19 protein-coding genes and 1 tRNA gene are annotated in these 16,777 nt (G+C 66.3%); 8 read left to right on the plus strand and 12 right to left on the minus strand.

The window, feature by feature from the left end; genetic code table 11:
• Together QZ847_RS05260 and QZ847_RS05265 are read right to left on the minus strand one after the other, a co-directional pair.
• The coding region (locus QZ847_RS05260; protein ID WP_294353877.1) for a GAF domain-containing protein at positions 1-1,367 on the minus strand (1,367 nt) is incomplete at its 3' end.
• A gap of 1 nt (position 1,368) precedes the next feature.
• Positions 1,369-2,757, minus strand: coding sequence for a TIGR03013 family XrtA/PEP-CTERM system glycosyltransferase (locus QZ847_RS05265; protein WP_294353880.1), 1,389 nt, complete (start codon positions 2,755-2,757; stop codon positions 1,369-1,371).
• Between the two features lie 148 nt (positions 2,758-2,905).
• Here QZ847_RS05265 and QZ847_RS05270 point away from each other — a divergent pair, with 148 nt between their 5' ends.
• Positions 2,906-3,949: a mannose-1-phosphate guanylyltransferase/mannose-6-phosphate isomerase gene (locus QZ847_RS05270; RefSeq protein WP_294353883.1), complete on the plus strand. Its 1,044-nt coding sequence runs from the start codon at positions 2,906-2,908 to the stop codon at positions 3,947-3,949.
• Positions 3,950-3,971: 22 nt separating this feature from the next.
• On the opposite strand, the gene QZ847_RS05275 is transcribed toward QZ847_RS05270, so the two are convergent.
• The 5 genes from QZ847_RS05275 to QZ847_RS05295 all read right to left on the minus strand — a co-directional run bounded on the left by QZ847_RS05275 (position 3,972) and on the right by QZ847_RS05295 (position 8,720).
• Positions 3,972-4,415, minus strand: coding sequence for a DUF3429 domain-containing protein (locus tag QZ847_RS05275; RefSeq protein ID WP_294353887.1), 444 nt, complete (start codon positions 4,413-4,415; stop codon positions 3,972-3,974).
• A gap of 26 nt (positions 4,416-4,441) precedes the next feature.
• Positions 4,442-5,008: a Uma2 family endonuclease gene (locus QZ847_RS05280; protein WP_294353889.1), complete on the minus strand. Its 567-nt coding sequence runs from the start codon at positions 5,006-5,008 to the stop codon at positions 4,442-4,444.
• Positions 5,009-5,191: 183 nt separating this feature from the next.
• Positions 5,192-6,835 (minus strand): chaperonin GroEL, encoded by a 1,644-nt coding sequence (gene groL, locus QZ847_RS05285; protein WP_294353891.1) that lies wholly within the window; start codon positions 6,833-6,835, stop codon positions 5,192-5,194.
• Between the two features lie 53 nt (positions 6,836-6,888).
• Complete coding sequence (gene groES / locus QZ847_RS05290) at positions 6,889-7,176, minus strand: co-chaperone GroES (RefSeq protein WP_093003109.1); 288 nt, start codon at positions 7,174-7,176, stop codon at positions 6,889-6,891.
• 128 nt (positions 7,177-7,304) lie between these two features.
• Positions 7,305-8,720 (minus strand): MATE family efflux transporter, encoded by a 1,416-nt coding sequence (locus tag QZ847_RS05295; protein WP_294353895.1) that lies wholly within the window; start codon positions 8,718-8,720, stop codon positions 7,305-7,307.
• 133 nt (positions 8,721-8,853) lie between these two features.
• Here QZ847_RS05295 and sppA point away from each other — a divergent pair, with 133 nt between their 5' ends.
• Together sppA and QZ847_RS05305 are read left to right on the plus strand one after the other, a co-directional pair.
• Positions 8,854-10,722: a signal peptide peptidase SppA gene (sppA, locus tag QZ847_RS05300; protein ID WP_294353898.1), complete on the plus strand. Its 1,869-nt coding sequence runs from the start codon at positions 8,854-8,856 to the stop codon at positions 10,720-10,722.
• 84 nt (positions 10,723-10,806) lie between these two features.
• Positions 10,807-11,220 carry a hypothetical protein gene (locus tag QZ847_RS05305; protein WP_294353900.1) on the plus strand — a complete coding sequence of 138 codons (414 nt, stop codon included), beginning with the start codon at positions 10,807-10,809 and terminating at the stop codon, positions 11,218-11,220.
• A 4-nt stretch (positions 11,221-11,224) separates the two neighbouring features.
• Here the strand turns inward: QZ847_RS05305 and QZ847_RS05310 are convergent, their stop codons facing one another.
• A complete protein-coding gene (locus QZ847_RS05310) occupies positions 11,225-11,851 on the minus strand; it encodes a trimeric intracellular cation channel family protein (protein ID WP_294353902.1) in 627 nt (208 codons plus the stop codon).
• Between the two features lie 201 nt (positions 11,852-12,052).
• Between QZ847_RS05310 and dapB the strand changes: the two genes are divergently transcribed.
• From dapB to QZ847_RS05330, 4 genes are all read left to right on the plus strand, one after another.
• A complete protein-coding gene (gene dapB, locus QZ847_RS05315; RefSeq protein WP_294353905.1) occupies positions 12,053-12,781 on the plus strand; it encodes a 4-hydroxy-tetrahydrodipicolinate reductase in 729 nt (242 codons plus the stop codon).
• 3 nt (positions 12,782-12,784) lie between these two features.
• Entirely contained in the window at positions 12,785-13,477 is a 693-nt protein-coding gene (gene nth, locus QZ847_RS05320) for an endonuclease III (protein WP_294353907.1), read from the plus strand.
• The gene (locus QZ847_RS05325; RefSeq protein ID WP_294353910.1) at positions 13,474-13,863 is read left to right on the plus strand and encodes a hypothetical protein; all 390 of its coding nucleotides are present in this window, start codon (positions 13,474-13,476) and stop codon (positions 13,861-13,863) included. Before nth ends, QZ847_RS05325 begins: the two co-directional genes overlap by 4 nt.
• A gap of 50 nt (positions 13,864-13,913) precedes the next feature.
• Positions 13,914-13,990 (plus strand) — tRNA-Arg (locus tag QZ847_RS05330).
• A 2-nt stretch (positions 13,991-13,992) separates the two neighbouring features.
• On the opposite strand, the gene QZ847_RS05335 is transcribed toward QZ847_RS05330, so the two are convergent.
• The 3 genes from QZ847_RS05335 to QZ847_RS05345 are packed head-to-tail and all read right to left on the minus strand — an operon-like array spanning position 13,993 to position 15,462.
• The gene (locus tag QZ847_RS05335) at positions 13,993-14,421 is read right to left on the minus strand and encodes a DUF1178 family protein (protein ID WP_294353912.1); all 429 of its coding nucleotides are present in this window, start codon (positions 14,419-14,421) and stop codon (positions 13,993-13,995) included.
• A 24-nt stretch (positions 14,422-14,445) separates the two neighbouring features.
• Positions 14,446-14,703 (minus strand): glutaredoxin 3, encoded by a 258-nt coding sequence (gene grxC, locus QZ847_RS05340; protein WP_294353915.1) that lies wholly within the window; start codon positions 14,701-14,703, stop codon positions 14,446-14,448.
• A 48-nt stretch (positions 14,704-14,751) separates the two neighbouring features.
• A complete protein-coding gene (locus QZ847_RS05345) occupies positions 14,752-15,462 on the minus strand; it encodes a ComF family protein (RefSeq protein ID WP_294353919.1) in 711 nt (236 codons plus the stop codon).
• Here QZ847_RS05345 and QZ847_RS05350 point away from each other — a divergent pair.
• On the plus strand, positions 15,344-16,390 hold the full coding sequence (locus tag QZ847_RS05350; protein WP_294353921.1) for a methyltransferase domain-containing protein: 1,047 nt from the start codon (positions 15,344-15,346) through the stop codon (positions 16,388-16,390). The two genes, QZ847_RS05345 and QZ847_RS05350, sit on opposite strands and share 119 nt — an antisense overlap.
• Here QZ847_RS05350 and QZ847_RS05355 read toward each other — a convergent pair.
• Positions 16,387-16,773 (minus strand): response regulator, encoded by a 387-nt coding sequence (locus QZ847_RS05355; RefSeq protein WP_294190687.1) that lies wholly within the window; start codon positions 16,771-16,773, stop codon positions 16,387-16,389. The two genes, QZ847_RS05350 and QZ847_RS05355, sit on opposite strands and share 4 nt — an antisense overlap.
• Positions 16,774-16,777: the final 4 nt, after the last annotated feature.

The raw sequence follows: 16,777 nt of genomic DNA on the forward strand, positions 1-16,777 counted from the left end.
TCGTGCGCGCGTTCCTCCGCCAGAAAGCTCGCCGCCTGCTGCCCCGCCGCGCCGAGCAGGTCGAAATCCTCCCAGTCGAGCGCGCGGGGGACCAGCGGATGCGCGAGGACGACCGCACCGATCAGCATGGTCCCGCGCAGCAGCGGCACCACCGCCCAGGCATCGTCGCGCGCGATCAGCCACGGCGGCATGGCCGCGGTCTCATCCGCCGGCGCATCTCCTCGCCGGCAGCGATCGAGGTCGATGATCCGCGCGGTTTGCGCCAGATACGCGATCAACGCTTCTGCCCGGACGGATGGCGCCTCTTCCCAGCGCCAGGCCGAACCCGTCATCAGCTCGTCACCTTCGACGTAGAGCAGCAGGCCTGCGGGCGACCCGGTCAGATCCGCGATCGCCTGCACGACCCGGTCCGGCAAGGACGGCACGTCGGCGCCAGACACACCCAGGGTCTCGGTAAAGCGCATCCACTCCGCACGGTAATCGTAGCGATGACTGAATAGGTGCTTGGCGATCATCACCTTTGACCAGGCGCGCAGCCACGGCGTCGCGACAAAGGTGAACAATGCAGTACCCGTGCCGATGACGAACGCGACCTGGAACACCCGCGCATGCGTCCCCGCAATCTCGCCCAGCAGGCCGGTTACCGCAATTGCGACGGCAACGTAGGTCATTCCGCCTATGACCACAATCATCTGCGCCGCCGCCGCTCTCGACACGCTGAGCGTACGATCGGTGGGGCGCTGGACCGCGACAATCGCCGTCGTTGCCACCAGCACATTTGCCACGCCGCGCAAGGTCGTCAGCCCGTCGGCCCATGTACCCGCAGAATAAGCGACTGCGAGCACGAACAGATCGCTCACCCACATAACCGCCATCGCCGCGGTCAACACCGCCGTTGCCTCGCTCCAGCGGCCTGCACGTGCGATCACGTGCTGGTGCAGCAACACGAGCGCTCCGATGGTGGCGAGCAGACGCAGGATCAGCCACAGCCGCTCGACTTCAGCTTGCGCGTCACCGCGCATCTGCACCGCGAACGCCACGACCAGCGCTGCTGCCAGCAGTAGGCAGAGCGCAACCGACATGTAGACGCCGACACGCCAGCGCGACTCGCCCGCGACGTTCGCGGACAGCGCGAAAAGCACCGCCAGCCAGCCCGCATTGCGCACGATCACCAGCACTCGCGCGACCAGGTCACCGTCACCAATCCCTGCAACGCTCAACGACCAAAGCGCGCTCGATCCAAGCGCGAACAGCAGCAGCCACCGCGGGATCGCGCGTAGCGGCGATCGCGCCTCGGCTAGCGCAGCGCCGACGAACAACAGCGCCGCCAGGCCGTGCAGCCAGATGATAAACGCCGCGACCGTCACCTCAGCGTGCGCCCTCAGGCCACAGCACGACGCGCAATGTCTGCAACAGGATCAACAGATCGAGGAACGGCGTGTAGTTCTTCGCGTAATAAAGGTCGTATTCGAGCTTGTGCCGCGCGTCCTCAGTTGACGCACCATAGGGATAATTGATCTGTGCCCAGCCGGTGATACCCGGCTTCACCATGTGCCGCTCGGCATAGAATGGCAGTTCGCGTTCCAAATCGGCAACGAAATGCGGGCGTTCGGGGCGTGGGCCGACGAAGCTCATTTCGCCCTTCAGCACGCTCCAGCATTGCGGCAGTTCATCGATGCGCACTTTCCGGATCAGCTTGCCGATGCGCGTTATTCGCGGATCGTCCTCCGCCGCCCATACCGCCGTGCCGGCCACCTCGGCGTCCTGCCGCATCGAACGCAGCTTCAGGATATCGAAGGGCTGGTTATAGAGCCCTACCCGACGTTGGCGGTAAAAGGCCGGACCGCGGCTCTCCAGCTTGATCGCCACCGCAGTGACGAGAACCACCGGCAGCGCGAGGACCAGCAGCAGCAGGCTGACCGCGACGTCGAATGCGCGCTTGAACATGCTCGACAGCATCCGTCCCGAAGAAAACCCGTCGGAGAAGATCAGCCACGATGGATTGACGCTGTCGAGATCGATGCGTCCGGTCTCGCGCTCAAGGAAGGTCGAGTAATCGATCACGCCGACGCCCGTCGTCTTGACGCGCAACAGGTCGCGCAGCGGCAGCGAGTTGCGCCGCTCCTCGATTGCCAGCACAACTTCGGTCGCGTCCAGGGCGAGCACGTAGTCGGCCAAATTGTCGATCGCGTCACGACCTATGGCGGTGTCGATGACCGTGCTCGGCTCACCCATCGCAACGTTGCCGACGATCTTGAAGCTGGCCCGCGGCCGCGCGGCCAATTCGGCGAGTTTCGCCGCGCGACGCCCCGCACCCAGTACAAGGATGCGCCGGCGAAGCGCATCGCCGCGAATGAAACTGCCAATCGCGAAACGCACCCCGACGAGGCCGGCGATGGCGAAGATCATGCCAAAGAACAAGTTCGATCGCCAAAAGGTGATGGCGGGCGTCAGAAAGAACAGCAGCGACAGGAAAATGATGCCGAGCGATATGGCGACCAGCAATCGGGCAGTCGCGAAGCGCCAAGACTCGAACGCGTGCACCCCGTAGGCGCCGACAGCGACCATCGCGATCTCGAGCGGCAGCGCGAACGACAGCAATTGCGGGATGCGGGTAGCGACGCCCTCGACGTCCATGCCGATCTGCCAGGCACGCACCTGCCACCCTGCCTCCGCTGCCAGCAGCAGTAGCATGAAGTCGAGCAGCCCGAGCAGCAGTACCGCATTGGGTACGTAATGTTTGAACACCCGCGTCATGGAGGCCGCACCCTCGCGTTGTAAGCCTTTCCGACAGGCCTTCGCGTAAATTGGCAAAGATTTCCTGAACGTGGAGCTTTGTAGCAGCCGGGTCGTTACGCCTGCGTTGCCGTTTTGAGCGGCAGCGGGGGGACTGAGGAGAATACATTTGTCAGCCATTGTGCCGGTGATCCTGTCCGGCGGATCGGGAACGCGTCTGTGGCCGATGTCGCGGCCGGAGCGACCCAAGCAGTTCCTGGCGCTGACCGCGGCCGAGACGATGCTGCAACTGACCGCAGCGCGTGCGCACGGCGACGCCTTTGCAGCACCCATCGTGGTCGCGAATGCGGCGCATGCCGATCAGGTCGAGACGCAACTGGCCGAGATCACCGCCTCGCCGCAGGCGATCATCCTGGAGCCCGCGGGGCGTAACACCGCGCCGGCGATCGCGCTGGCGGCGCTCGAAGCCGACGGCAAGGCACCGCTGCTGGTCATGCCGTCCGACCACGTGATCGCCGATCCGGACGCGTTTCACGCCGCGATCCATGCTGCGCTGCCGCTGGTCGAGGATGGTTGGATGATCACCTTCGGCATCACGCCAGACGCGCCGGAGACGGGCTACGGCTACATCAAGGTGGGTGACGAGGTCGCTGCCGGTGTTCACCGCGTCGCTCGGTTTGTTGAAAAGCCACAGCGTGATGTGGCGGAGGCGATGATCGCGAGCGGCGATCATGCCTGGAACGGTGGCATCTTCCTGTTCTGCGCCGACGCGTACCTAAAGGCACTGGAGCAGTTCCGACCCGACATCCTCGCGGCCGCGAAGGCGTCGCTGGAGGGGGCGCAACGCGATGGCGTGCGGGTGCACCCCGATAAGACTGCATTCGAGGCCTCGCCATCGGACTCGATCGACTATGCGGTCATGGAGAAGGCCGAGCGCGTGGCAGTGGTGCCGGTTACGATGGGGTGGAGCGATGTCGGCAGCTGGGACGCACTCCATCAGATCGCCGACAACGATGCACACGGGAATGTCGTGAACGGCGACGCGATCGTGCTCGACAGCCGCAACTGCCTGGTACGCAGCGATGGCGCGCGGATCGCGATGGTGGGGGTCGAGGACCTGATCGTGGTTGCGAGCGGCAACGACATCCTGATCCTGCCACGTGGCCGCAGCCAGGACGTCAAACTGCTGCAGGAAGAGATGAAGCGAAAATGAACGACTTAGGCGTGGCTGCCGCTCAATGCATCAGCCACGCCCAGCATGCCGCCAATCCTGCAGCGCCGAGCAGGAACTGCGGGCCGCGTAACGTGGCAAAATATGCAGGCGCGTTGCCGCGGCGGCCTGCACGTCGGTCAAGCAGCGCGACAAAGGCGTAACCCGCTGCCAGCAGCGCAAGTGCGATCGAGGCGTAGGGCACGATCAGCGATAGGCCGGCGATCGAAAAATAGGACAGCGCGACCGCGATCTCGGTCGGTTTGGAGGCATTTGGATTGCCGAAGCCGTAGCCGCGCCGCACGCCGGCGACGAACGCGAGGATCAACGCACCCCAGATGATCGCGCAGTTGAGCGCGATGACTTTCCATTCGGCCGGCAACGTCCAGGCGCCAATGCCCGCAGCGACCAACGGAAGCATGGGACCGAAGCCGAGGATCTTGCCGTCGAGGGGTATACGATTGCTCATGCCCGCCCGAACGCACAACCAGCCGATCAGTCGCGCGCGAAAATCTCATCGTGCGGGATCGACAGCTTGAGCGCGGGTAGATCGATGTCGTGCGGCTGCGCGAACAAATCGTCGCGCCACGACGTGGGACCGAGCCGCTGGATCACCCGGCTGAGTTCGCGCTCGGGATCAACGAAAACGATCGTGTCGACCGAAGCGATCGAGCGATATTGCTCCAGCTTGTCGACGCGGTCGATGTTTGACGTCGATGGCGACAGCACTTCGAACAGGACCACCGGGTCGGAGTAGATGCGCTCGGCCTGCTCGCGCTCATGGCTGCCGGGGTTACCGCAGTAGACGCTGACATCCGGGTAGCGACAGTTTACGTCATCGACCCGAAGCCCCATGTCGGCGTTGTAGGCACGACAGCCGGTGCCGCGCAGCTTGCGGTGCAAGAAAGCCAGAATGTTCACTGCCACGCGCGAGTGTGCGGGCGTGCCGCCGGTCATCATCTGGATGACGCCATCGATCAGCTCGTACTTGCGATCGGTGCCGAAATCGATGTCGAGGAACTGCTCGACCGTGATCGGCTGGTAGGCAGCATTGCTCCGCATGACAGTCAAGATAACGCGGATGATCCAACAAAAGAAGGGCCGGGCGGATCGCTCCGCTCGGCCCTCTTTCGGTGGGATGGCAGCGGCGAAGCCGCTGCTGGGCGTCGAACGGGTCCGGCTTTCGCCGACCCGCCGGCCGTTCTGATTTCTGTCCGGGGCAGGCTTCCCTGCCCCGGTCGAAAGTCAGAAGTCCATGCCGCCCATACCGCCCATGCCACCGCCCGGCATCGCCGGCGCTGCCTTGTCCTCGGGCACCTCGGAGACGGTCGCCTCGGTGGTGATGAGGAGGCCCGCGACCGATGCTGCATTCTGCAGCGCGGTGCGCACAACCTTGGTCGGATCGATCACGCCGGCCTGAACCAGGTTCTCGTAGGTGTCGGTCGCGGCATTGAAGCCGAGCGAGGTGTCGTTGCCCTCGAGCAGCTTGCCCGAAACCACCGCACCGTCGTGACCGGCGTTCTGCGCGATCTGGCGCACCAGCGCGGTCAGCGAGCGGCGGACGATGTCGATGCCGCGCGTCTGGTCCTCGTTCGTGCCGGTCAGCCCCTCAAGCGCCTTCGACGCGTAGAGCAGCGCCGTGCCGCCACCGGGAACGATGCCCTCTTCCACCGCGGCGCGGGTCGCGTGCAGCGCGTCGTCGACGCGGTCCTTGCGCTCCTTCACCTCGACCTCGGTCGCACCACCGACCTTGATCACCGCCACGCCGCCGGCGAGCTTCGCCAGACGCTCCTGGAGCTTCTCGCGGTCGTAGTCGCTGGTGGTGTTCTCGATCTGCTGGCGGATCGCCTCGGTGCGGCCCTTGATCGCGTCGGCTTCACCCGCACCGTCGACGATGGTGGTGTTGTCCTTGTCAATCGACACGCGCTTGGCGGTGCCGAGCATGCCGAGCGTGACGCTCTCGAGCTTGATGCCGAGATCCTCGGAGATCACCTCGCCCTTGGTCAGGATTGCGATGTCCTCGAGCATCGCCTTGCGACGATCGCCGAAGCCCGGTGCCTTGACCGCTGCGACCTTCAGGCCGCCACGCAGCTTGTTGACGACCAGCGTGGCAAGCGCCTCGCCCTCGATGTCCTCGGCGATGATCAGAAGCGGACGACCCGACTGCACGACCGCTTCCAGGATCGGGAGCATCGCCTGCAGGTTCGACAGCTTCTTCTCGTGGATCAGGATATACGGATCGGTCAGCTCGACCGTCATCTTGTCCGGGTTAGTGATGAAGTACGGCGACAGATAGCCGCGGTCGAACTGCATGCCCTCGACGACGTCGAGCTCGAAGTCGAGACCCTTGGCCTCTTCAACGGTGATAACGCCTTCCTTGCCGACCTTCTCCATCGCCTCAGCGATCTTCTCGCCGACTTCGCGGTCGCCGTTGGCCGAGATGATGCCGACCTGCGCGACTTCCTGCGAACCGGAGACGGGCTTCGAGCGCGACTTCACGTCCTCGATCACCTTGGTGACGGCGATGTCGATGCCGCGCTTCAGGTCCATCGGGTTCATGCCGGCCGCAACCGACTTCATGCCCTCGCGCACGATCGCCTGGGCGAGCACGGTCGCAGTGGTGGTGCCGTCACCGGCGGTGTCGTTGGTCTTCGAGGCCACTTCGCGCACCATCTGCGCGCCCATGTTCTCGAACTTGTCCTTGAGCTCGATCTCCTTGGCGACCGTCACACCGTCCTTGGTGATGCGGGGCGCACCGAAGCTCTTGTCGATGACGACGTTGCGGCCCTTCGGCCCCAAGGTCACCTTGACCGCATCGGCGAGGATGTCGACGCCGCGCAGGATGCGCTCACGCGCGTCGCGGCCGAATTTCACGTCCTTGGCTGCCATGTTGGCTACCCTTTCAGATTACGAAGTTGAGAAAGTTGAGGTTCGAAGAACGCTCAGCCGACGATCCCGAGGATGTCCGATTCCTTCATGATCAGCAGGTCTTCGCCATTGACCTTGACCTCGGTACCCGACCACTTGCCGAACAGGATGCGGTCGCCGGCCTTGACGTCGAGCGGGGTGACCTTGCCGTCCTCGGCCTTGGTGCCGGTGCCGGCGGCGACGACTTCGCCCTCCTGCGGCTTTTCCTTGGCGGTGTCGGGGATGATGATCCCACCGGCCGTCTTCTCCTCTGCCTCGACGCGGCGGACGAGAACGCGGTCGTGCAACGGACGAAAGTTCATTGCTGAAACCCTTTTTCGATTGATGACACTTTTTTGGCACTCGGCTTGGGCGAGTGCCAGCGGAACGGCATATGTGTGGCGCCCCATGCATCGTCAATGGGGACGGATGAGCTTTTCGGAACCTTTTTTCAGGCCGAGCGTGAGCCCAGCAGGCCGAGCCGATCGCGCGCGTGCCAGCGCCACAGCAGCAGCACCGATACGGCGAGAAGCCCCGACGCCAGCCCGATCCAGATACCGGTACCCGCAAGCGATGTCCCGAAGCCGAGCGCGGCCGCGGTGCCGAAGCCGATCACCCAGTAACCGAACAGCGCGACCAGCATCGGCACGCGCGTGTCCTGCAAGCCCCGCAGCACCCCGGCCGCGACCGCCTGTGCACCATCGACGAGCTGGAATACCGCGGCGACGGCGAGATATTGCAGCGCGAGCGGCACCACCGCTGCGTTCTGCGTGGCGTCGACGTCGATGTAGGCGGAAATGAACACCCGCGGTGCCAGCCACATCGCGATCGCGCTCACCCCCATGAAGCCGATGCCGAGCGAGAGCGCGGTGCGCCCTGCCCTTGCCACCCACACCGCGTCCTGCGCACCGAACGCCAGCCCGACGCGGATCGTCGCCGCCTGCGCGACGCCGAACGGCACCTGGAACGCGACGGCTGCGATGTTGAGCGCGACCGCGTGCGCCGCGACCTCGGTCACGCCGATCAACCCCATCAGGACCGCCGCACCACCGAACAGCGCGCCCTCGAACAGCCAGGTGAGCATGATCGGCACGCCCAGCCGCACGATCTCGCGCGCGCGTGTCCACTCCGGGCGCCACCAACGCCCGAACAGGCGATAGCGCCGCAAGCGACGGTCGGTGAAGAAAATGAGCAGATATGCCGCGACCATGCCGGTCGTGCTGACCACGCTGGCGATCGCCGAGCCCTCCAGCCCCAAGCGCGGGAAGCCGGCATTGCCGAAAACGAGCAGCCAATTCACGAGGATGCTGAGCACCAGCGCGAGACCGGTCACCACGAACGCCCAACCGGGACGCCCCAGCGCCGCCGCCAGAGTCCGCAACACGCCCGCGACCACGCCGGGGATCGTCGCTAGCAAGAGGATGTCGAGGAAGCGCCCGGCGCTGACGGCGACGCGCGGGTCCTGATCGGCCAGCAGCAGCAGCCGCTCACCGTTGGCGAGGATCGCCATGATGACGAGTGATGCCGCAACGCCGACCCACAGGGCCATGCGCACGCTGCGCCGCACCTCGCGTACCGCATGCGCGCGCTGCCCCAGCTCGGCCGCGATCAGCGGTGCAGCGGCGCTGGTCAGCCCGATAACCGCGTAGAGCAGCAGATTGAACAGGAACACGCCCATCGTCGACGCGGCGAGCTCGAGCGTGCCGATGCGTCCCAGAAAGATCACGTCGACCGCGGCGACTGCCATCTGCAACAGATTGGCCGCGACGAGCGGTCCTGCGAGCCGTGAGAGCGCGAACAACTCATCCCGCCAGCCGGTCGGGCGCGGCTCGTCGAGCGGTGCGGGAGTGGTCGGGCCGACGTGCATCGCCGCAGCCGTTAGGCGGTCGGACGGCCGTTGACCATAGAAGCGTATTGCTCACGCCATACACGGCGCGCTAACACCGTGGGTAAGGGGCGAACTCGCCCACGAGGATAGCGATCATGAAGCTGGTGTGCGCATGAAGTTGGTACGGGGCGCGTGGAAACTGCTGGTCGGCATCAAGGACGCGCTGGTGCTCGTCCTGCTGCTGCTGTTCTTTGGTGCATTGTTCGCCGCGCTGAACGCGCGCAGCCGTGCGCCGGCGATCAAGGATGGCGCCTTGGTGCTCGATCTGAACGGCCCGATCGTCGAACAGCCGGAGGACGTGTCATTCACCCAGTTGCTGAGCGGGCAGCAGGTCGGCCGGCAGTATCGCCTACGTGACATCATCCGCGCGCTGGATACCGCCAAGAGCGACGACCGCGTCAAGGCGGTGGTGGTCGATCTGGAGAAGTTCGGTGGCGCCTATCCAGCGGCGCTCGGTGAGGTTGCCGACAAGCTCGCCGAGGTACGCCGCGCGGGCAAGCCCGTGCTCGCCTGGGGCATCGCCTATACCGATGGCGGCTACCGCATCGCCTCGGCAGCGAGCGAGATCTGGATGGACCCGCAGGGCGGCACGCTGTTCTCAGGGCCCGGCGGCACGCAGATGTACTATAAGGGGCTGATCGACAAACTGGGCGTCAACGCGCACGTCTACCGCGTCGGCAAGTTCAAGTCGGCGGTCGAACCCTACATCCGCGCCGACCAGAGCCCGGAGGCGCGCGCCGCGTCCGAGGCGCTGTACGGCGGCCTGTTCGAACAATGGCGCACCGCCGTGCAGCAAGCGCGACCGAAGGCGCAGATCGCGGGGCTGCTAGCCAATCCAGCACAGGTTGTACAGGCCGCGGGCGGCGACATCGCGCAGGCCAATCTGCGCGCGGGGATCGTCGATCACCTGGGCGACCGCGTCGCGTTCGGGCGCCGCGTCGCGCAAATCGCGGGTGGTGACGACAAGAAACCCGCCGGCTTCTTCAACACGATCGACTATGACGCTTATGTCGACGCCAAGCCGTTGCCGAAGACGGGCAAGATCGGCATCGTCACCGTCGCGGGCACGATCGTCGATGGCAAGGCAGGTCCGGGTACCGCGGGCGGCGACACCGTGTCCGACGCGATCTACACGGGCCTGGCGAAGAACGACCTCAAGGCGCTCGTCCTGCGCGTCGACTCGCCCGGCGGGTCGGTGCTGGCGTCGGAGAAGATCCGCCTTGCCTTGCTGGAGGCGAAGCGCCGCGGCTTGCCGATCGTGGTGTCGATGGGCGGGCTCGCCGCATCGGGCGGTTACTGGGTGTCGACACCCGGCGACGTGATCTTCGCCGAGCCGAACACCATCACCGGCTCCATCGGCATCTTCGGCGTGATCCCGACGTTCGAGAACACGCTGGCTAAGGTCGGCATCACCAGCGACGGCGTCCGCACCACGCCGCTGTCGGGCCAGCCGGACGTGTTCGCGGGCACCAACCCAGTGATCGACACGGTGATCCAGTCGACGATCGAGCACGGTTACATGCAGTTCCTGACCCGCGTCTCGCAGTCGCGTCACCTGCCGGTCGCGCGCGTCAACGAGATCGGCCAGGGTCGCGTCTGGCTGGGTGGACCGGCGCGCCAGCTCGGCCTCGTCGACCGCTTCGGTTCGCTGTCCGACGCAGTGGCGGAAGCCGCAAAGCGCGCGAAGGTGGATGCAACCGACATCGTCTACCTGGAAAAGCAGCCCGGCTTTGCCGCAACGGTCGCGAAGCAGTGGAACCGGGACGAGGACGAGGACGCCAGCGCCGGATCGGACGTGATGTCGCGGATGGCGTGGCAGCAGCGCCAGGTGGCAGCGCTGGCGATCGGCGATGCGCGCCGGCTCCTGTCGGGTTCGGCCGTCCGCGCCGAGTGCCTGGAGTGCGCCGGATCGGGGCCGATGGTCGCGCGCGCCGTCGATGTGCGCCTGCTCGACCTGCTGCTCGCCAGGCTGGGGCTGTGATCTGACCGGCTCCGCGCGCCGGACTGGCGTGCGGAGCCGGACAGGTCAGTCTGCGTTCAACAAGCCTCTGCTACGAGGCCAACGATGCCGAAAATATCCCAGCTGCTGTTCGGTGCCGCGGCGCTGGCGCTGGCAGCGATCACACCAACGTCGCCAGCGACCGCGGCGCGTGCAGATCCCGACGCCGAGCTGCAGAAGCTGCTCGACGGGCACGTCGCGGGAAAGCCGGTCGAATGCATCTCGCTCCCCAACGTGACCGGCAACACGATCGTGACCGGCCGTGCGATCGTCTACCGAGTCGGCACGCGATTATACGTCAACGCGCCGCCCGAGGGCGCCAAGCAGCTTCGTCGCGACGACATCATCGTGACGCGGACGTTCGGCACCAACCTGTGTCGCGGCGATATCATCCGACTGCTCGATCGCACGTCCACGATCCCGCACGGCTTCGTCGCGTTGGGGCAATTCGTTCCCTACACGAAGCCGAGATCGGACTGAGCGCTCAGCGTCGTCCGCGATAGGCGGGCAGCGCCAGATGCCAGCGGATCGCCGCGGCGCGCAGCCCGAAGCCCATCAGCGCGGCGACGATCGCGGCCGTGCGCGGATCGACGCTGCATTCGCGCAAACCGACGAACATGCCCGAGGCGAGCGCCGCCGCAGTCACGTACAGCTCGGGCCGCATCAGGATCGACGGCTCACCCGCCAGCACGTCGCGGATGATCCCGCCGACACAGCCCGTCACGACCCCCATAAGCGCGGCGGGCAGCGGCGGCACGCCGTAGCCGATCGCCTTCGCAGCGCCGTAGACCGCGTAGGCGGCGAGCCCGATCGCATCGAACCAGTCGAGCGCGGCGCCGCGCCACCAGCGCTCGGGCGTCAGCCATACCAGCACCGCGACCCCCAGACATACCGCCGCGACGCGAGCATCATGGACCCAGAACACCGGTGCGCCGATCAGCAGGTCGCGAACCGTTCCCCCACCCACCCCGGTAATCAGCGCAAAGAAGGCGAGCGTCACGAACGTCTGCCCCCGCTGCGCCGCCGCCAGCGCGCCAGATGCGGCGAAGACCGCCAGGCCTGCGATGTCGAACCACGGAGCGAAGACGGGCAGGAGGACCTCGGGCGGCATGGAGCCGCGCCTAGCGGATGATCGCCGCGGTGCAAGCGTCGGGCGGTGGCACGCTCCAGCCGACCGGCCGCAGCAAGCGCAAATTTACCTGTTCGCGTGGTCGCCCCTGTCACATCGCTGTGCCATAGCGCCCTTCATGACAACGCCGTCCTACCTGCCGCAGCGCCCTTCAGACGCCCGCTTTCCTAGGGGCAGCGCACGATGACCGCGATTGGGATTTTTGGCAGCAACGGTCGCATGGGTCGCGCGATCGCGACGATCGTCGGCGACGAAGGCGGCACGATCGCGGGCGGCGTCGATGCGGGCGGCGATCCCGTACCGCTGGCGCAGGCAGCCGACGTTTTAGTCGATTTCTCAACGCCTGCCGCGCTCCAGCCGCATCTCGCCGCCGCCGTCGCAGCGGGAACGCCGATCGTGATCGGCACCACCGGTCTGTCGAACGCGCATCACGCCTTGATCGACGAGGCAGCGCAGCAGATCGCGGTGCTGCAGACAGGCAACACGTCGCTCGGCGTCACCTTGCTGGGCATATTGGTGCGCGAGGCGGCGGCGCGGCTCGGCAGCGACTGGGACATCGAGATCGTCGAGATGCACCACCGCCACAAGGTCGATGCGCCATCGGGCACCGCGATTCTGCTCGGCGAGGCGGCGGCGCAGGCGCGCGGCACGTCACTCTCCGAAGTGCGCGTCGACGGCCGCGCTGGGCTGGTCGGCGCGCGGACGGAGGAGACGATCGGCTTTTCCTCGCTGCGCGGCGGCAGTGTGGTGGGCGACCATCAGGTTATCTTCGCTGGTGAGGGCGAACGGATCGAGCTGGGGCACCGCGGCGAGGACCGCACCATCTTCGCCCGCGGAGCGGTAAAGGCAGCCCTGTGGCTCGCCGGCCGAACGCCGGGACGCTATCAGATGGCAGAGGTGCTCGGGCTGTAAGCGATGAAGAAGGCGGACGTCGTCGAGTTCTACGCGCGGCTGGCGGAGGCGAACCCGCATCCCGAAACCGAGCTTGAGTTCGTCAACGCCTACACCCTGCTGGTCGCGGTGGCCCTCTCGGCGCAGTCGACTGATGCGGGCGTCAACAAGGCAACGCGCGCGCTGTTCCGCATCGCCGACACTCCGGCGAAGATGGTCGACCTCGGGCTCGAGGGTTTGAAGGAGCACATCAAGACCATCGGGCTGTACAACACCAAGGCAAAGAACGTCATCGCACTAAGCCAGATGCTCATCGACCATCACGGCGGCGAGGTGCCCGCTGACCGCGATGCGCTCGAAACGCTGCCCGGGGTCGGGCGCAAGACCGCCAATGTGGTGATGAACTCGGCGTTTGGCGCGGAAACCTTCGCGGTCGACACGCACATCTTTCGCGTCTGCAACCGCACCGGCCTCGCCCGCGGCAAGACCCCGCTCGCGGTCGAACTCAAGCTTGACAAGGCGACGCCGCAGCCGTTCCGCCTGCACGCGCACCACTGGCTGATCCTCCACGGACGTTACACCTGCAAGGCGCGAAAGCCGGAGTGCTGGCGGTGCATCGTATCGGACTTGTGCGCGTTCAAGCCGAAGACGGCGCCGCCTCTCACGAAGGCACCCGCTGCTAAGGCGGAGACCAACAAGGCGGCGATCGGAGAGTGACCATGCGCTACGCCGCCCTCGCCTGCTGCCTCGCCCTCCTCGCCGCACCCGGCGCTGTACGCGACCGCAACACCGGTCCCGTCGCGACACCTGTGGGGCCTGCCCGAAACTGCGTGCCGATCACGCAGTTGCGCGACAGCCTGGTGCGCAGCGACCGCGTCATCGATTTTCGCACGACCGGCGGCCGCGACCGTTACTACCGCGTGACCTTGCCGCAGTCGTGCCCGGGGTTGAGCTTCGAACGCCGGTTCAGCTACGCGACATCGATCGGCCAATTGTGCGCGCAGGACATCATCACCGTACTCTATCAGGATGGCGGACTGACGCGCGGCGCAAGCTGCGGCCTGGCGCCGTTCCAGCCGGTGACGATCACCCGAGCACATTAAGCCAATTTGTGGTGGCGCACCGCGAATAGCTGCGCTAACCGCAAGGACAGGCACCCGTAGCTCAGCTGGATAGAGCGCTGCCCTCCGAAGGCAGAGGCCACAGGTTCGAATCCTGTCGGGTGCGCCAGCTTAATTCAGCGACTTCGGCGGAACGATCGGGACCAGTAACGGCGCGACCGGCACGCCCTCGTCGATCAGCGCGCGCGCTTCCGCCGGCGTCGCTTGCCCGTGGATCAGGCGATTGGGCTTCTCACCATCGTGGATCGCGCGTGCTTCGGTGGCGAAATCGCGCCCGACCCAGTTTGAATCCTTCAACGCGGCGGCCTGCGCGCTGGCTACGGCGTTCAGCAGCGACTTGATGTCCGGCTTTCCACTCGCCGCGACACTGTTGCCCTTCGCGCCGACGCGCGGCGCCATCACCGCCTTCTCCACCTCGTCGGTGCCGCAGATCGGGCAGGCCAGCAGCCCGCGCGCGCGTTGATCCTCGTATGCGGCAGTGGAGCCGAACCACGCTTCAAACACGTGATCGCCCGAGCAGCGAAGGTCGAAGACGATCATCGGTTAACTGCCAGCCGCGCACGCTCACGCGGCGAGCAGCGGGTCCAGCTTGCCCGCACGATCGAGCGCGACCAGGTCGTCGCATCCGCCGATATGCTGGCCGTCGATGAAGATCTGCGGCACCGTGGTTCGCCCGTTCGCGCGCGCGATCATCTCGTCGCGCTTGGTACGATCCATCGTAATGTCGGTCTCGCTGGCTTGCGCGCCCTTGTCGCCGAGCAGCCGCAGCGCGCGTGCGCAATAAGGACAGAACGCCTTGGTGTAGATTTCGACCTGTGCCATTGGACTGACCTGTGGTTGCACACCCGGCTTGTCAATCCGCGCGCCACGCTAAATGCCACGGTCATCGAGCACGCGGGTCCAGGTGAGGATCGTCACGCTGGCCGCACCGGCGCGAAGCATCACCGCGGTGCACGCGTCGGTCGTCGCACCGCTGGTGTAGACGTCGTCGACGAGTACGACGTTGCGCCCCTTTACGCCCTCGCCGCGCACACGAAATACTGCGCGTACTGCCTGCGCCCGTGCCCGGCGCGAGTGGCCGCGGAGCGGTGCGGTGGCGCGGTGACGCTCCAGCGCCGTGCGATCGACGGGCACGTTGCCTAGGCGCGACAGATGATCCGCAATCAGCGCTGCCTGATTATAGCCCCTGCTCCACAGTCGCCAGCGGTGGAGCGGCACCGGAACGAGCACCTCGGTCTCCGGAGGCATATGCCGTCTCATCAGCCTGGCAGCGGTCTCGGCGTAGGCAACGCGACGCGCATATTTGAGCCGCAGCGCAACCGTCCGCGCGACCGTGCCGTATGCGACCGCGGCGCGAACGCCCGCGTGCCTCGGTGGATCGGACAAGCAGCCCGCGCATCGCGCCTTCTGTCCGCGATCATGATCGAACGGCAGATTGCATCCGTCGCACCACGGCGGACCGATGAAGCGCAGACTGGACCAGCAAGGAGCGCAGAAGCGATGTGCGGCCGAGACGATCTCTCCGCAAGCCGGGCAGCGCGGGGGCAATGCCAGGTCGCGCAGCGTCGCCAGCATCGTCATCACCGCCCGCATTGCGCTCGCTTTCCCGATCCTGCCAACCCGCCCCCTTGTCGTGGCTTTGACGCGTCGCCACAAGCGAGGCGTGACCCCGCCTCCCGAAATCTTCGACCGCTCGGCGCGACGGCGCCAGCGTGATCGTGCCGCTGCCAACTTTCGCGACCATGACTTCATTCGCGCGATGATGCTTGACGGCATCGAGGAGCGGCTCGGCGCGGTGCTACGCGGCTTCGACGACGTACTCGATCTCGGCTGCTTCGACGCGAGCTTCGCGCCGCCGGCTGGTACGCGAGTCGCGCGCTTCGATCCCGGCCATGCCTTCGCGATCGCCGCAGGCGGCGTGCAGGGGGACGAGGACCGGCTGCCGTTCGCCGACGCCAGCTTCGACCTGGTCGTCGCAGCTGGCACGCTCGATACCGTCAGCGATCTGCCGGGTGCATTGTCGCTGATCCGCCGCGTGCTGCGTCCCGGCGGGCTGTTTCTTGGCGCATTCCCAAGCGCGGGATCGCTTGCGACGCTGCGTGCGGTGCTGCGTGAGGCGGAAGCCGACAAGCCCGCGGTGCGCATCCATCCACAGGTGGAGGTGCGGTCGGCCGGCGACCTGCTGCTGCGCGCGGGCTTTCGACTGCCGGTCGCAGACGCGGAAACGCTGACCGTGCGCTATGGCTCGCTGATGCGATTGCTCCAAGATGTGCGCGGGATGGGTGCGGCGAACGTTCTAAAAGATCGCTCGCCACTTGTGCGCGAAACGCTGGCGCGCGCGGCGGCTGCGTTTGCTGCGCGCGCCGACGCAGATGGTCGCACGTCCGAGCGGTTCGAGATCGTGTTCCTGACCGGCTGGGCTCCATCGCCCGAGCAGGACGCCGGGCGCCGCGGACCACCGCAACCAGCGGGCTCCGCACTGCCGCGTCCCGCCGGACCGTTCGGCTAAATCAGTTCGTCGTCACCGCCGGTTGCGAGCAGCCGGCCCATCGCTTCAAACAGCGAATCCATCGCCACGGGCTTGAAGATGACGTCGTCGGCGCCCGCGGCGAGGCAGCGTTCGCGCAGGTCGACCGCGCGATCGGCGGTGACGACGATGATCGGCAGCCTTCCCTTCGCGTCATCGCGCGCGCGGATGTGCTGAATTGCGGTCAGCCCGTCCATGCCGGGCATGCGCAGATCGACGAGGATCATGTCGAATTCTTCGGCTTCGATGCGGTCGAGGCCAATTTCGGCGCTCTCGGCCTCTTCCATGTGTGCGCCCGCGACATCGAGCATGTCGCGCACGACGCGGCGGTTCATGCGATCGTCCTCGATGAAGAGAACGTTCATGTCC

Origin of the sequence: uncultured Sphingomonas sp. (assembly GCF_913778135.1) — a bacterium.
Classification (GTDB): domain Bacteria; phylum Pseudomonadota; class Alphaproteobacteria; order Sphingomonadales; family Sphingomonadaceae; genus Sphingomonas.

Excerpts from the sequence above, each read along its gene's own strand:
- QZ847_RS05265 (WP_294353880.1), bottom strand. The coding sequence starts at position 2,757 with ATGACGCGGGTGTTCAAACATTACGTACCCAATGCGGTACTGCTGCTC.
- QZ847_RS05275 (WP_294353887.1), bottom strand. The coding sequence starts at position 4,415 with ATGAGCAATCGTATACCCCTCGACGGCAAGATCCTCGGCTTCGGTCCC.
- QZ847_RS05280 (WP_294353889.1), bottom strand. The coding sequence starts at position 5,008 with ATGCGGAGCAATGCTGCCTACCAGCCGATCACGGTCGAGCAGTTCCTC.
- groL (WP_294353891.1), bottom strand. The coding sequence starts at position 6,835 with ATGGCAGCCAAGGACGTGAAATTCGGCCGCGACGCGCGTGAGCGCATC.
- groES (WP_093003109.1), bottom strand. The coding sequence starts at position 7,176 with ATGAACTTTCGTCCGTTGCACGACCGCGTTCTCGTCCGCCGCGTCGAG.
- QZ847_RS05295 (WP_294353895.1), bottom strand. The coding sequence starts at position 8,720 with ATGCACGTCGGCCCGACCACTCCCGCACCGCTCGACGAGCCGCGCCCG.
- sppA (WP_294353898.1), top strand. The coding sequence starts at position 8,854 with ATGAAGTTGGTACGGGGCGCGTGGAAACTGCTGGTCGGCATCAAGGAC.
- QZ847_RS05305 (WP_294353900.1), top strand. The coding sequence starts at position 10,807 with ATGCCGAAAATATCCCAGCTGCTGTTCGGTGCCGCGGCGCTGGCGCTG.
- QZ847_RS05310 (WP_294353902.1), bottom strand. The coding sequence starts at position 11,851 with ATGCCGCCCGAGGTCCTCCTGCCCGTCTTCGCTCCGTGGTTCGACATC.
- dapB (WP_294353905.1), top strand. The coding sequence starts at position 12,053 with ATGACCGCGATTGGGATTTTTGGCAGCAACGGTCGCATGGGTCGCGCG.
- nth (WP_294353907.1), top strand. The coding sequence starts at position 12,785 with ATGAAGAAGGCGGACGTCGTCGAGTTCTACGCGCGGCTGGCGGAGGCG.
- QZ847_RS05335 (WP_294353912.1), bottom strand. The coding sequence starts at position 14,421 with ATGATCGTCTTCGACCTTCGCTGCTCGGGCGATCACGTGTTTGAAGCG.
- grxC (WP_294353915.1), bottom strand. The coding sequence starts at position 14,703 with ATGGCACAGGTCGAAATCTACACCAAGGCGTTCTGTCCTTATTGCGCA.
- QZ847_RS05350 (WP_294353921.1), top strand. The coding sequence starts at position 15,344 with ATGAAGCGCAGACTGGACCAGCAAGGAGCGCAGAAGCGATGTGCGGCC.
- QZ847_RS05345 (WP_294353919.1), bottom strand. The coding sequence starts at position 15,462 with ATGACGATGCTGGCGACGCTGCGCGACCTGGCATTGCCCCCGCGCTGC.
- QZ847_RS05355 (WP_294190687.1), bottom strand. The coding sequence starts at position 16,773 with ATGAACGTTCTCTTCATCGAGGACGATCGCATGAACCGCCGCGTCGTG.